14 protein-coding genes are annotated in these 14,675 nt (G+C 59.3%); 12 read left to right on the forward strand and 2 right to left on the reverse strand.

The genetic code is table 11. From position 1 onward, the window contains the following. Positions 1–37: 37 nt before the first annotated feature. Positions 38–2,326: a ribonuclease R gene (rnr, locus tag MGEO_RS10165; protein ID WP_085636732.1), complete on the forward strand. Its 2,289-nt coding sequence runs from the start codon at positions 38–40 to the stop codon at positions 2,324–2,326. A 241-nt stretch (positions 2,327–2,567) separates the two neighbouring features. Here rnr and MGEO_RS10170 read toward each other — a convergent pair whose 3' ends face one another. Beyond that, positions 2,568–3,530: a LysR family transcriptional regulator gene (locus tag MGEO_RS10170; RefSeq protein WP_085636734.1), complete on the reverse strand. Its 963-nt coding sequence runs from the start codon at positions 3,528–3,530 to the stop codon at positions 2,568–2,570. 136 nt (positions 3,531–3,666) lie between these two features. Between MGEO_RS10170 and MGEO_RS10175 the strand changes: the two genes are divergently transcribed. The 11 genes from MGEO_RS10175 to MGEO_RS10225 all read left to right on the forward strand — a co-directional run bounded on the left by MGEO_RS10175 (position 3,667) and on the right by MGEO_RS10225 (position 13,847). After that, complete coding sequence (locus tag MGEO_RS10175) at positions 3,667–4,446, forward strand: transporter substrate-binding domain-containing protein (protein ID WP_106299146.1); 780 nt, start codon at positions 3,667–3,669, stop codon at positions 4,444–4,446. Between the two features lie 130 nt (positions 4,447–4,576). Beyond that, on the forward strand, positions 4,577–5,224 hold the full coding sequence (locus tag MGEO_RS10180) for an amino acid ABC transporter permease (protein ID WP_085636736.1): 648 nt from the start codon (positions 4,577–4,579) through the stop codon (positions 5,222–5,224). A 17-nt stretch (positions 5,225–5,241) separates the two neighbouring features. Beyond that, positions 5,242–5,898, forward strand: coding sequence for an amino acid ABC transporter permease (locus MGEO_RS10185; RefSeq protein ID WP_085636738.1), 657 nt, complete (start codon positions 5,242–5,244; stop codon positions 5,896–5,898). A 16-nt stretch (positions 5,899–5,914) separates the two neighbouring features. Next, positions 5,915–6,685 carry an amino acid ABC transporter ATP-binding protein gene (locus tag MGEO_RS10190; RefSeq protein WP_085636739.1) on the forward strand — a complete coding sequence of 257 codons (771 nt, stop codon included), beginning with the start codon at positions 5,915–5,917 and terminating at the stop codon, positions 6,683–6,685. Next, a complete protein-coding gene (locus MGEO_RS10195) occupies positions 6,682–8,034 on the forward strand; it encodes an aminotransferase family protein (RefSeq protein WP_085636741.1) in 1,353 nt (450 codons plus the stop codon). The genes MGEO_RS10190 and MGEO_RS10195 overlap by 4 nt, the downstream gene beginning before the upstream one ends. Before the next feature lie 12 nt (positions 8,035–8,046). Next, positions 8,047–8,973, forward strand: coding sequence for a BKACE family enzyme (locus MGEO_RS10200; protein WP_085636743.1), 927 nt, complete (start codon positions 8,047–8,049; stop codon positions 8,971–8,973). Between the two features lie 3 nt (positions 8,974–8,976). Next, positions 8,977–9,471: a GNAT family N-acetyltransferase gene (locus tag MGEO_RS10205; protein ID WP_085636745.1), complete on the forward strand. Its 495-nt coding sequence runs from the start codon at positions 8,977–8,979 to the stop codon at positions 9,469–9,471. Further along, positions 9,455–10,465, forward strand: coding sequence for a histone deacetylase family protein (locus MGEO_RS10210; protein ID WP_085636747.1), 1,011 nt, complete (start codon positions 9,455–9,457; stop codon positions 10,463–10,465). Before MGEO_RS10205 ends, MGEO_RS10210 begins: the two co-directional genes overlap by 17 nt. 318 nt (positions 10,466–10,783) lie before the next feature. Then, positions 10,784–12,127: a lytic murein transglycosylase gene (locus tag MGEO_RS10215; RefSeq protein WP_085636749.1), complete on the forward strand. Its 1,344-nt coding sequence runs from the start codon at positions 10,784–10,786 to the stop codon at positions 12,125–12,127. Between the two features lie 56 nt (positions 12,128–12,183). After that, a complete protein-coding gene (locus MGEO_RS10220) occupies positions 12,184–12,960 on the forward strand; it encodes an NAD(P)H-dependent oxidoreductase (RefSeq protein ID WP_085636751.1) in 777 nt (258 codons plus the stop codon). Positions 12,961–13,070: 110 nt separating this feature from the next. Then, entirely contained in the window at positions 13,071–13,847 is a 777-nt protein-coding gene (locus MGEO_RS10225) for a transglutaminase-like domain-containing protein (RefSeq protein WP_085636753.1), read from the forward strand. A gap of 12 nt (positions 13,848–13,859) precedes the next feature. Here MGEO_RS10225 and MGEO_RS10230 read toward each other — a convergent pair whose 3' ends face one another. After that, the gene (locus MGEO_RS10230; RefSeq protein ID WP_233139806.1) at positions 13,860–14,672 is read right to left on the reverse strand and encodes an MBL fold metallo-hydrolase; all 813 of its coding nucleotides are present in this window, start codon (positions 14,670–14,672) and stop codon (positions 13,860–13,862) included. Positions 14,673–14,675: the final 3 nt, after the last annotated feature.

The following is a 14,675-nucleotide window of genomic DNA, read 5'->3' on the forward strand; positions in this document are numbered from 1 at the left end:
CCATGACGCGCCACATCGCGCGTGCTACCTGAGTCGCATGAGCAAACTGCCAAGCAAGGCGGATATCCTCGACTGGATCGCCGCCAACCCGACCCTCACTGCGAAACGCGACATTGCCAAAGCCTTTGGCATCAAAGGCGCCGCGCGGATCGACCTCAAGCGCCTGCTGAAAGAGCTGGAGGCTGAAGGTCATCTTGAGAAGCGCAAGAAGACCTATCGCGACCCGGATCGTCTGCCGCCCGTAAGTGTGTTGCAGGTCAAGGCACCGACGCCGGATGGCGACCTCTATGCGCGGCCTTTGGAGTGGCACGGCGAAGGGGTCGAACCCATCGTGCTGATCGTGCCGCGCGCCAGTGATCCCGCCCTGGGCGAGGGCGACCGCATCCTCGCGCGGATGCAGGTCGTACATGAGGAAGACCACAACTACGAAGCCCGCCTGATCCGCCGCATCGGGAGCAACCCGCGCAAGGTGGTGGGGATTTTTGCCAAGACCTCGGAAGGCGGGCGGATCAAGGCCATCGACAAAGGCTCTGACAAAGAGTGGATGGTCGCACCAGACGCCACAGGCGGGGCCAAGGATGGCGAACTGGTCGAGGCGGAACAGGCCGGACCGGCGGGGCGCCTGGGCCTGCCGCGTGCGCGCATTACAGAACGGCTGGGCGATCCGTCTGCGCCGCGCGCCGTGTCGCTGATCGCCATTCACCAGCATGGCATCCCTGACAGCTTCCCTGACGACGTGATCACCGAGGCGGACGCGATGAAACCGGCGGGTCTCAAGGGCCGGACCGACATGCGGGACATGCCGCTGATCACCATCGATCCGATTGACGCCCGCGACCGCGACGATGCCTGCCTCGCCTATCCTGACGATGACCCGAAGAATGAAGGCGGCCACGTGATCTGGGTCGCCATCGCGGATGTGGCGCATTACGTGACACCGGGTTCTGCGCTGGACCGCGAGGCCCGCAATCGCGGCAATTCCAGCTACTTCCCGGACCGCGTGGTGCCGATGCTGCCCGACCGCCTGTCGGGTGACCTGTGTTCGCTGCACGAAGGGGTGCCGCGTGCCTGTGTGGCGGTGCGCATGGTGATCGACGCGCATGGCAACAAGCTCAGCCACAGTTTTCAGCGCGGGTTGATGCGTTCGGTCGCGTCGCTCGACTATCGCACGGTCCAGGACGCGATGGATGGCACGCCGAACGACAAGACCGCGCCGTTGATGGACGATGTGATCCGCGCGCTCTACGCCGCCTACAAAGCGTTGGCCGAAGCCCGGAACCGGCGTCAGCCGCTCGACCTTGATCTGCCCGAGCGCAAGATCGTTCTGACCGAGGATGGCAAGGTTCTTTCGGTAAACTTTGCGGAACGCCTCGACGCGCACCGTCTGATTGAGGAATTCATGGTGCTGGCCAATGTCTGCGCCGCCGAAACCCTGATCGCGAAGCGGACGCCGCTGCTGTTCCGCGTGCATGAGGAACCGCCGCCCGAGAAGATGGACAGCCTGCGCGAGACCGCCGAGGCGGCAGGGCTCACGCTGGCGAAGGGTCAGGTGCTCAAGACATCGCAACTCAACCGCCTGCTGCACGACGCCGCCGGGTCGGATGAGGCCGAGCTGATCAACCTCGCCACGCTGCGATCCATGACGCAGGCCTATTACAACCCCGAGAACTTCGGGCATTTCGGCCTCGCGCTGCAGAACTACGCGCACTTCACCTCGCCCATCCGGCGCTATTCCGACCTGATCGTACACCGCGCGCTGATCAAGGCGCATGGCTGGGGCGATGACGGGCTGTCGCACGAGGACATCGAACGCCTTAAGGCGACCGCCGAGCATATCAGCGACACGGAGCGGCGTTCGATGATGGCCGAACGCGATACCACCGACCGCTATCTTGCCGCATTCCTGTCAGACCGGATCGGCGCGGAGTTCACTGGGCGGATCAGCGGCATCGCGCGGTTTGGTGTGTTTGTGAAGCTGGACGAAACCGGGGCCGACGGACTGATTCCGATCCGGTCTCTGGGCAATGAATACTTCCATTTTGACGCCGACGCCGGAACGCTGATGGGCGCGGATACGGGCACGATGATCGGCCTCGGCCAGCGCGTGACCGTCAGGTTGATCGACGCGGCCCCCGTGACCGGCGGCATTGGCCTCGAGTTGCTGACTTTGGAAGACGCCAAACTGCCCGGCGGAACGGGCAAAGGCCGCATGGGGCGTGGGTCACGCCCCAAGGGCAAGGGCGGTCCGAAACGTAAACTGGCCAAGGCGAAAAAGAAAGACGCCAAGACCAAGCGCAAAGTCACACGGAGGCGGAGGAACGGCTAGAGCTGTGACTTCGGATATCGGGGCAGTGATTGGAACCGTCGTTTTCAGGGCTGGGCCAAATTCCCTGAAAAAACCCAAACAGCCTTCCGCTGCGCTCCTGTCCAAGATGCGAAATACAAAAATCGCACTCGGTTTCGGTGTATTGAAACCTGTTCATGCCCGACGGGCTTGACGTCGCGGCTCTGCAACGCACGCCCGACGCGAAGGTCTGAGATGATTTCTGTCCTTCTGTCCGAAGATTTTACAATGTCTTGTAGGTGCGTTCCTCAATTCCTGTTGCGTCAAGCTCCTTGTTGATCGCTGTCAACAGGGCTCTTTCCGCATCGGTGTGCCGTCTCGCAGGGTTGCTCAGAAGGTAAATGCTGACCTCCGGCAGATCCGTGTACGGTGGCAACTGTCGAAGGTTGCCCGCCTCTACATCCTGACGGGCGACATGGACTGGCAACGCGCCCAGACCGATATTCGTCATGATCATTCGCCGGATCTCGTTCAGACTGGAAGACACACCGCGCCACTGGCGTGACAGTTTCAGCCGCGCTCGCAGTTTGGAGATTTCCTCCAAGGGCCCGCCGACATCTTCGGTCTGGAACGCCACGAAAGGTTCTCCCTCAAGATCGCCGAGGGAAACCTTCTCTGCGTGGAACAGGTGATGCCTTGGACCGCAGTAGAGGCCGAAATATTCCTTGTACAAGATCGCGTGGTCCAGGTGCTTGGGGAGCGACGACAGAAGACAAATGCCGAGGCTGGCCCGATTGAGCGAGACCATGTTTTCCACGTCTTCGCTTTCGAACACCGAAAAAGAATAGGTTACACTTGGATGTGCCTGCGAGAAACGACTCAGAACATCGTCGAAATGCTGGCAATCGACCGAGCTGGTGATCGCGATCGAGATATGGCCACGAAGCTCGGCGACTTCCTCTTCGAGAATGGCAGGCAGCTGAGAAACCGCGCCGAAAATCGTCGCGCACTCGGTGTAGAGGGCATGACCTGCACGCGTGACCGTAAACTCGTTTGGTTTTCGCACGATCAGCTGTTTTCCGACCGTTTCTTCGAGGCGCTTGAGGGCCGCCGAAACGGTCGGCTGCTTCAGCCCCAGAAAGACAGCTGACTTGGAGATACCCCGCTGTTCCACGATGACCATGAAGGTGCGCAGCAGGTTCCAGTCGAGATTCCAGGGAAAGCGGCGTGTGTGCAGAGGCTGCATAGATTTTGTCTATATTAATGATCTTTATTATTTATTTGCGCAATACATATCGGCATGCAAGCTTTCCTTCAAACGGTTCGATCCGACCAGCACGTTTGACTGCCAAAAACCCTCAATACTCAACATGGAGATGAACATGATCTTTCGCCGCGCGACCTTGAAACTTGCGATCCTCGCTGCCGCTGGCTTTGCTGCTTTCGGACCCGGTGCCGTTGCCGCAGAGGAACTCGATACACTCAAGGAAAAGGGTGTGATCCGGATTGCCATGTCAGGCGCGTACCCACCGTTCAACTTTGTGAACGATCAGAATGAGGTCGTCGGTTTCGACCCGGCCATCGGGACCGAGATCGCAAAGCGCATGGGGATGGAAGCCGAAATCGTCACAACCGCCTGGGACGGGATCATCGGCGGTCTCCTGGCCAACAAATACGACGCCATCGTCGGCTCCATGACCATCACGGCAGAGCGGGATGAGGTCGTGGATTTCGTCGGGCCTTACTACTCGGACAAGCGTGCGATTTTCACTCAGCCGGGATCCGACATCAAAAGCCTAGAGGATCTTGAAGGCGTGAAAGTCGGACTCACACTGGGCGAAACCCACGAGGGCTGGGCTCGCGACCGAGGCTACAACATCAATACCTACAAGGGTCTACCCGAACTGCTTCTTGAGCTTGAGAACGGACGCGTCGATGCCATCGTGAACGATTCCATCGCTGCGATCCTTGCGATGGGCGAAAAAGGACAGGAATTTGAAATGTTTGGCGACCCGACGACCGAACCGTTCGGGGCCGGGATCGCGATTCGGGAAGGCAACCCGGAACTTGCAGCAGCCATGCAGGCAGCGCTTGATTCCATGATGGAAGACGGCACCTATCTTGAAATCGCCATGGAATGGATCGGCGCGGATATCCGCTGACGCGTCATGCTCCCGCCGCCACTGGGTGCGGCGGGAGCTTATCAAAACCGTCACCACGGCCCTGCGCCGGCGTCGGTGCTGATTTCAACAAAACATGCGGCCTGTGCCGCCGTGACATAAGGGGCGTTGGATGGACATCGACCTGATGATGCGGGTCTATCCGTTCTTTCTGGAAGCTGCGTGGACGACAATTCTGCTGTCGGTGCTGACGGCTCTGCTGGGCCTTGCCTGTGGCGCCCTGGGAGCGGCCGCGCGACTGTCGCGCTTTACCAGCCTTCGGTTGCTGGGAGCCACCTATGTCAGCATCTTCCGCGGAACGCCTGCGCTCATTCAGCTCTTCATTCTTTACTTTGGTGGCCCACAGGTGGGCATCCAACTCGACGCTTTCGAGGCTGGTGTGATCGGTTTGGGGATCAATGCAGGTGCTTACATGACAGAGACAATCCGTGGCGCGATCATCTCCATCGACAAGGGACAAAGAGAGGCGGCCCGCACGCTCGGGCTGAGCCAGTTCCAGGCGTTCTACAAGGTAATCCTGCCACAGGCTGCCCGGCTGATGGTGCGCCCGCTCGGGGTGAACCTCAACATGCTCATCAAAGCCACGGCGCTCGTCGCCGCGATTTCTGTCGTGGAACTCACCTACACGGCGCAGCGCTACATCGGATCGACCTATAAACCCTTCGAAATGTTCCTGCTGGCGGGCGTTCTTTACATGATCATCATCTATGCGACCGGTCGTGGTGTGAGCTGGCTGGACCGCAAGGTACGGATCACATGACGGGGAAGGACTGAGACATGGGACTCGATTTCACCGTCATTCCCAAATATCTCGACGTTGTCCTGCTGGGCTGCCTCTGGACGATTGCCATCACTGTGGCTGCCGCGCTGGTCAGTTTTTTCGGCGGGATCCTTTTGGCGGTGGTCGCGCTCTATGCGCCGGCGGTTATCCGTTTGCCATTCCGAGCGTTCGAGTTCGTCTTCATGGGCACGCCGCTGCTTCTGCAGCTTTTCCTGATCTATTTCGGGCTCGTCCAGATCGGAATCGATCTGCCCGCCTTCGTGGCCGGAGTGATCGGACTTGGCCTGCATTTCGCCGTCTACAATTCGGAGCTGATCCAAACTGCGATTCTTGCGGTGGACCGCGGCCAGATGGAGGCGGCTCGCACACTGGGACTGAGCCGGACTCAAGCGCTGCGCAAGGTGGTCGTCCCGCAGGCGGTACGCGCCGTGATCCCGCCCATTGGCAACAATATGATCGCCCTGCTTAAAGACAGCGCGCTGGTTTCGGTCATCGGTGTGAGCGAACTGACTTTGTCCGCTCAGCGGGCGATTGGCGCAACCTACCGGCCTTTCGAGTTCTACCTGCTCGCTGCGGCTTTCTACTACGTAATCAACCTTGGCATGGAATGGGTGCAGCGCCGCATCGAGCGCCGCATCGCGATTTCGCGTTGACCTGAGGAGACGAAAGATGACCGAGAGCAATGACTTCGTTCAAATCCGCCACGCTCAGAAATCTTTCGGCACGCTCGAGGTGTTGAAGGATATCAGCCTGAATGTCGCGCGCGGACAGATCGTGGCAATCATCGGCCCCTCCGGCTCCGGTAAATCCACGCTCCTGCGCGCAATAAACGATCTTGATGCTCTCACGGGCGGCGAGGTCTGGCTTGACGGGGTACAGGTCAACAAAAAGCTCCCGCACCGGCAGTACGAAAAACACATCAACGAAATGCGCCAACAGATCGGCATGGTGTTTCAGCATTTCAACCTCTTCCCCCATATGACCGCGCGCGAGAATGTCACCATGGCCCCCAAGATGCTCAAAGGCCTGACGGCAGAAGAAGCCGATGCGCTTGCCGAGGAACAGCTCGACAAGGTCGGGATGCTCGAACGGATTGACTATTATCCGTCGCAGCTTTCCGGCGGCCAGAAACAACGGGTGGCGATCGCCCGCGCCCTTGCGATGAAGCCCAAGCTCATGCTCTTCGACGAAGCCACTTCCGCGCTGGATCCCGAGTTGGTCGGCGAGGTGAACCAGGTGATGAAAAAGCTCGCCGAAGAGCACATGACGATGATCATCGTCACCCACGAGATGGATTTCGCGGCCTCTGTTTGCGACCGAGTCCTGTTCATGGATCAGGGCGTGGTTGTCGAAGAAGGTCCGCCAGAGCAGGTGTTTGGCAACCCGCAGAAGGACCGCACGAGGGCCTTCCTGCGCAAAGAACTGGATGAAACAGAATGACCGGAGACAGCCCCTATCTGTTTTACCAGTCGCGCAATCCACGCCCGTATCTCGACCGGGGCGAGGGCATCTATCTCTATGATGAGAGCGGCAAAAGGTACATCGACGGATCGTCCGGAGCGATGGTGTCGAACATTGGCCATTCGAACCCGCGCGTCCTGGCCAAGATGAAGGCGCAGATGGACAAAGCGACCTTCGGCTACAGGTTGCATTTCCGCACGCACCCGTCAGAGGACCTTGCGGCCAAGACCGTCTCCATGTGCCCCCAGGGGTTGGACCGTGTCTTTTTCGTATCCGGTGGATCGGAAGCCGTCGAAAGCGCGGTGAAACTTGCCCGTCAATACGCTGTGGCGACGGGGCAAGGCACCCGGTACAGGGTCATTTCGCGCTTTCCATCCTACCATGGCTGCACGTTCGGGGCGCTTGACCTGACCGGCTACGAACCCCTGCGCGCGCCTTTTGCGCCGATGATGGAAGGCATGCCCAAGATCACGGCACCGACCACCTATCTCGACCGCGATACTCTGACCGAGGAAGAGCGCGGGTTCAGGTATGCCGAGCTTTTGCGCGAACAGATCGAAGAGGCTGGGCCGGAAACCGTGTTGGCGTTCCTGATGGAGCCGGTCGGCGGAGCGTCCACCGGCGCGCTTGTGGCGCCCGACAGCTACTACCAGCGCACCCGCGAGATCTGTGAAGAGTATGGCGTGCTGCTCATATACGATGAAGTCATGACCGGTGCCGGTCGCACCGGAAAATTCCTGGCTGCAGAACACTGGGGCATCACCCCCGATATCGTGGCCCTCTCCAAGGGGTTCGGAGCGGGCTATGCGCCCTTGGGCGCGATTGTTGCATCCTCGCGGATAGTGGAGCCTGTTCTGGATGCGGGTGGTTTTCAGCACGGGTTCACCTATGCGGGAAACCCTCTGGCCTGTTCAGCGGGTCTGGCCGTACTGGAGGAACTCGAAGAACAGAACCTGATCGAGAACGCCGCGCGCATGGGCGACGTGCTCAAGGCCCGGCTCGAGGGTCTGATGTCGCGGTATCAATTCATTGGCGATGTCCGCGGCAAAGGCCTTCTGCTCGCCTTCGAACTTGTCGCAGACCGCTCTACAATGGAGCCGCTGCCCAGGGAGTTGAACGCCTACACACGCCTCGTAGAAATCGCTTATGAGCAGGGCCTCATCATCTATTCGCGGAGGACGCGGGGCGGATATGAAGGCGATCATTTCCTTATCTGCCCTCCGCTGATCGTCACGAAGGCGCAGATCGAGGAGATCATGAACCTGCTGGAGGCGAGCCTGTCGCGCTTCGCAGACGAAATCGCAAACGCGCTTCCAGAACACGCGTGAGGAGACGCGCTCATGTCCAAGATCATCATTACGTGCGCCATCACCGGCTCTATCCACACGCCCTCCATGTCGCCTCACTTGCCAATCACGGCGGATGAGATCAGTGAACAAGCCATAGACGCGTCAGAAGCAGGAGCGGCCATTCTGCATCTGCACGCGCGCGATCCCGAAACCGGGCGGCCCTCTGCATCCCTCGAGCATTTCATGGGCTTCCTGCCTCGGATCAAACAGGCTTCCAATTCAGTGATCAACATCACGACCGGTGGCAGCGCGATCATGTCTCTGGAGGAGCGCTTGGCGGCGCCGATGGCCGCAGAGCCGGAAATGTGTTCGCTCAATATGGGTACAATGAATTTCGCGCTCTATCCGATAGCCGAACGCATTACAGACTGGACATACGATTGGGAGAAACAGTTTCTCGAAAACTCCGACGATCTGGTCTTCAAGAATACCCCTCGTGATATCGAAACCGTGCTGAGCGATCTGGGCCAAGCCAGGGGGGCTCGGTTTGAATTCGAGTGCTACGATGTGGGTCACCTTTACATGCTCCGGCATTTTGCTGACCGTGGACTGGTCGAACCCCCATTCTTCGTGCAGTTTGTTTTCGGTGTGCTGGGCGGCATTGGTGCTGACCCTGAAAACCTCACACACATGAAGCGAATAGCGGACAAGCTCTTCGGAGAGGATTACACATTTTCGGTCTTGGCGGCGGGCCGCCATCAAATACCCTTCGCAACAATGGCCGCTGCAATGGGTGGACATGTTCGTGTCGGTCTCGAAGACAGCCTGATGATCGCAAAAGGCAGGCTTGCAGAACGCAACGCGGATCAGGTGGTCAAGATAAGACGCATCGTGGAAGACCTTGGCCGTGAGCTGGCAAGCCCCGACGAGGTCCGGGCCATGTTGGGTCTCAAAGGCGCAGACAGGACGGCGATCTGAGATTTGGCCCGACTCGCATTCAGATCACCGTCGAAAGACGACGTCGCCCTGCTGAGCAATGCGCTTGCAAGTCTCGCGCGAGATCTCGGCGACCCATTCCTCGCAAGTGAGACCAGTTTGAGGCAGGCGCTTTTCGGACCTTGCCCTTCGGCCCGGGCACGCTTGGCCGAAAGAGGCAATCGAGTGGTCGGAGTCGTACTCTTCTCACCCGTATATTCCACCGCACAGGGCGGAGCCGGCGTATATGTGTCGGATGTCTGGGTGGCCTCTGACCTGAGGGGCGAGAATATCGGACGTGACTTGCTTCGCGACGCCGCGCAACGCGGCGCAGAGCTTTGGGATGCCCGATTCATGCGGCTCGTGGTCCATGACGACAATGCCCGCGCTGCTTTGTTTTACTCCAGACTGGGCTTTGCGCCGATCGATGGACAATCCACACTGGCTCTGACCGGCCTGGGATTTCAAACTTTGGGAGATCGATATGAAAGCGATTCTTGATGGTCGCCAAATCAAGCACGACCCGCAGAATTTCATGGCCAATGGTGTCATTTCACGCAGTCCGGAACAGCCTGCGCGGGTTGATGTGTTGAAAGCCGGAGCAGAGGCAGCAGGCTACGTTTTCGAAGAACCGAAAGATGTCGGGCTTGGCCCGATCGCAGCCATCCACAGCGCTGAGTATCTTACATTCCTCCAAACCATACACGCGCGATGGCTGCGCATTGAAGGAGCGGCGCCCGAGGTGATCCCGAATATCCACCCGGGCAACCGCACCGACAGCTATCCAAAATCCGCAATCGGACAGGCCGGCTATCATCAGGCGGACACAGCCTGCCCGATTTCTGCGGATACCTGGGAGTCTGCCTACTGGTCAGCGCAGACGGCGATAACAGGGGCTGATCTGGTCGCAGATGGCGATAGCGGCGTATATGCGCTCTGCCGTCCGCCGGGGCATCATGCCTTTACCGATTTGGCGGGTGGGTTCTGTTTTCTCAACAACTCGGCAATTGCGGCTGAACAGCTTCGTACAAAGGGATTCCGTCCTGCAATCCTCGATGTGGATGTACATCATGGTAATGGAACCCAAGGGATATTCTACAGACGTGCCGACGTTCTGACTGTATCGATCCACGCCGATCCGGCCCGATTCTATCCGTTCTTCTGGGGTCACGCCCACGAGCGTGGCGAAGGTGATGGACTGGGTGCGAATTTCAATTTCCCTCTCCCGCGCGGCACGGGCGATGACGACTATCTCGAGACACTGGAGGCCGCGCTTGCGCGTATCGCCGCTTTTGGAGCAGACGTTCTGATCGTGGCACTTGGCCTTGATGCCTCAATCAACGATCCGTTCAAGGGGTTGGCCGTAACGCAGGAGGGCTTTCGACGCATCGGAGACCGGTTGAGAAGCGAAAAACTTCCGATGCTCCTCGTTCAGGAAGGCGGCTACCTTTCAAGCTCACTTGGCGCCAATCTTACCTCTGTGCTGAAGTGTTGATCGAAGCATCAAGGTACTTCGACTTCAGACCAGGTACGCGGGCTGGACGCGGTGTTCGTGGAAGCATACTGCGTCACCGACGCGTCGTCAGGCAGTCTGTGTCCGCCAATTGCTGAACCCGATAAGCGGTTCTAAAGCGCGATTGCAGACCTCGTACGCTTGGCCGTCAATCGCACCTGTCTGCCTTTTTAGAATAGACACCTCCGCTCAGCGGCGAGAGACCGCTTGGTTCGCTTTTGATCCCTTCGCAAAAGGCCATGAGCGCGCTAGATTTGGACAAAGTCCGGAAAACGGACACGAGCAGCGGGATGGAAGAACATGCGTATTCGGTTGATCGCATCGGTTTTGGTCTCAATGTGCGGCTCCGCACAGGCTGGACCCGTTGATCAATCCGTCCGGCCATTGAGTCGCGCCGCAGATGACTCCCAAGTCAGCCGCAGCGCGGTGTCGCTGGTTTCGGTGGTTGCGCCACAGAACTCCTTACGCCCCGCGCTCAGGCCTGCGGTCACACCGAAACCGGAAACGCTGATCAATGCCGCAACGCAATCCGGCTTCAACGAGTGGATAAGAGGCTTCCGCACCCGTGCTTTACGGCAGGGCATTTCGGCGGACATTTTCGATCGCGCCTTCGCCAATGTGCAATACGAAGCCGACGTGATCCGCCGCGACCGCAACCAGTCGGAATTCACCAAGACGATCTGGGACTACCTCGACAGCGCCGCATCGGATACACGGGTGAACAACGGCAAGGCGGCGTTGCGCAAGCACGGTTCGTTGCTGGACCGGATCGAAGCGCAGTATGGCGTCGACAAGGATGTGATTGTCGCGATCTGGGGACTGGAATCGGCCTATGGCACCTTCCGTGGGTCGAACCCGGTGATTGGATCACTGGCGACGCTGGCCTATGACGCGCGGCGCAGCGATTTCTTCGAAGAACAGTTGGTTGAAGCGCTGAAAATCCTGCATAGCGGCGATGTGCGTCTTGCGAATTTCAAGGGAAGCTGGGCCGGAGCCATGGGACACACCCAGTTCATCCCGACCTCCTACCAATCGCTCGCCGTCGATTTCGACGGCGACGGAAAACGTGACATCTGGTCGGACGATCCCGCTGACGCGCTGGCCTCAACCGCGAACTACCTCGCCAAGAACGGCTGGGTCAAAGGCATGCCCTGGGGCGTCGAAGTGCGGATACCGCAGGGCTTTGACTACACGTTGGCGAACCGCGACATCCTGCGGATGCCCTCAGATTGGGCAAAGATGGGGATTGTCGACCTGGATGGTAACGCGGTGCCGGATCACGGGTCGGCTTCTGTTCTACTGCCCGCTGGGGCCAAAGGCGCGGCGTTCCTGATCTTCAAGAATTTCGACGTGATCGAAACCTACAACACCGCCGACGCCTATGTGATCGGGGTCGGTCATCTCAGCGACCGGATCACCGGCGCTGGTCCGATCCGCTCCGACTGGCCGCGCGAAGATCGCGCGCTGAGCTTTGCAGAGCGCAAGGAAATGCAGCGTTTGCTCACAGCCAAGGGCTTCGACACAAAGAAGATCGACGGCAAGATCGGACCGTTGACCATAAACGCGGTGCGCGCCTTCCAGACGTCGATTGGCGATGTCCCCGATGGCTACGCTTCTTTGAACATCCTCAAGAAACTGCGCTAGACTTTGGCGCAAAGGGATGGGTTGGGTCCCAACCCATGCGAGGCGCAAGGACTCCTATGGCAACCACATTGATCGTTCTGGCTCATCCCGAGCGCCGGTCTTTTAACGGCGCTTGGTCCGATGCGACCGAAGCTGCGGCACGGGCCCAAGGGGATCGGGTGCTGAGATCTGACCTGTGTCAGATGGGATTCGACGCCGTGGAACGGGCCGATCATTATCGGAATTGGCCGAAGGATACACCATTCGACCCGCTGAAGGCGCAGGAAGGCGCGGCAGCCGAGGGCGCCACGCCGACAGATGTTGCTACTGAGGTCGACAAGATCAGACAGGCCGACAGGATCGTGCTGCATTTTCCGCTTTGGTGGTTTGCGCCCCCCGCCATCCTCAAGGGCTGGTTCGAAAGGGCATTTCAGCACGGCGGACTGCACGACGTCGACAATCGCTTCGACAGCGGCCTCTGCCGGGGAAAGAGCGTTCTGATGTGCGTGACGACCGGATCGCGCGCTGAAGAAAGCGCTTTCAACGGGAAGGAAGGCGATGTGCGCCTGCTGCTTTGGCCAACAGCCTATACGCTGCGATACCTTGGGTTCGACGTTTTGGAACCGCTCGTAGTGCACGGCGTACATGGCTATCACCGTGGGGAACGGTTGACCGAGTTAACCGAACGGCTTGGGAACGTGCTGGTGAACCAGGCCGATGTGATGGCAGGGTTCGACGGGCACCCCCGTCTTTGTTTTAACGCCGACAGCGATTTCGATGAAACCGGGCGTCTGCGCGCCGACAGGCCCAGCTATTCTCCCTTCATCCGGACCACACAGGGCTGTTCAGACTAGACTGTTTGCACCGGGATCATGCGCAGCGTAGACGCCCCGATCATGGACGGCGAATCGTGACACCGTCCAACGCTTTCTTCGTCCACGTACGCCCCAGAGGGACCGAGATCATGATCCTGAATATCGACGTTCAGCTTGCCTACCAAGTGACGCAACGCACTGACATGCTGCTGCAGATCGAAGCCGCAGACCTGGACGATCAGACGCCGCTCGAGTCACAGTTGAACATGTCCGGTGTAACTGAAGTCGCGCGCGTCGCGGCGGATGATGGGATCGGTGAGCGCGTCTGGATTTCCGGGGATGGTGTATTTCGCTGTGACTATGCCGCGCGGGTCGCAATTGACCGTTCCGAGACCGATCTGAGCGCGTTGCATGGAACGGCCCCACACCTTTTGCCGGCAGAGGCGGTGCGGTATCTGATGCCATCGCGCTATTGTCCCTCGGACGAATTCCAAACCTTCGTGGCGGCGGAGTTCGGAGGACTGGAGGGCGGCGCGCGGATCACGGCGATCCGGGATTGGATCAACAGCGCATTCAGCTATGTCCCCGGAGTGAGCAACGCCCAGACCACGGCGCTTGACAGTTTTGTCCAGCGGCAGGGCATTTGCCGAGACTTCGCCCATGTCATGGTCACGCTGGCGCGGGCGTCCGCTATTCCGGCACGCTTTGCAAGCGTCTATGCGCCCGGCGTCAATCCGCCCGACTTCCATGCGGTGGCTGAGGTGTTCCTTGAGGGGAATTGGCACCTCGTTGATGCCACCGGGATGGCTGCGGCCAACGAGATTGCGCGGATCGGCGTCGGTGCGGATGCTGCGAATGTGGCGTTTCTGAACGTCTTTGGTCAGGCCGGCTTTGTGTCACAATCCGTTTCAATCCGTACGGAGTAGCGACGCCTGCGTTCAGGTCTCTGTGAGGTCTGTCCAATGAAATGCGTTCTGGAAGGCTGCGATGCGGCCAACGGACGGCAGCGAAAAATGACTGCCCAGAACAACGCAATCGGCTTCGGATGCGGTTTCCAGGAGGCGCCGCCGGGATTTCACCGCCTGTTCAGCATCGACGTCGAACCGGAAGTGCCATTCAGGATGCCAGCACTGCGCCGCGGTGTGCAGCGCGTCGCCCGTGACAATCGCCTCTTTGCCTCTGCTGGCGACCCTAACCGAGACATGGCCCGGGGTGTGTCCGGGTGTCGGAATGAGGCTTACACAATCGTCCAGAATATGCCCTGCATCGACGAGTTCCGCCTGTCCTGCTGCAATCACGGGCAAGACGCTCTCAACGTAGAGGTCGGTGTTTCGCACTTTCTGCACGGATTCATCCGCTGCTGGCATCAGGTACCTCGCCTTTGGGAAAGTCGGTACCCAGCGCCCATCTTCAAGCCGGGTGTTCCAGCCGACATGGTCGGTATGGAGATGGGTGCACAATACATAGTCGATATCACTCACTGTCAGACCCGCCGCCGCCAAAGATGACAGGAACCGCGTATCGGACCGTTTGTGCCAGTCAGGGAAAGTCGGAACCGTTTTGTCATTGCCAACACAGCTGTCGATCAGAATCCGGTGATGCGGCGTGATCAGAAGAAACCCCTGAACCGGAAGGATGAGGCGACCGGTTTCTCTGCAGATACAGCCGGGAACGTGGTTTTCTATGATCCGCGCGACATCGGCACCGGCATTCGGAAACAGTTCTTCGGGCGCCATGAACGGGCCGTGCATGTC

This window comes from Marivita geojedonensis (assembly GCF_002115805.1).
Classification (GTDB): domain Bacteria; phylum Pseudomonadota; class Alphaproteobacteria; order Rhodobacterales; family Rhodobacteraceae; genus Marivita; species Marivita geojedonensis.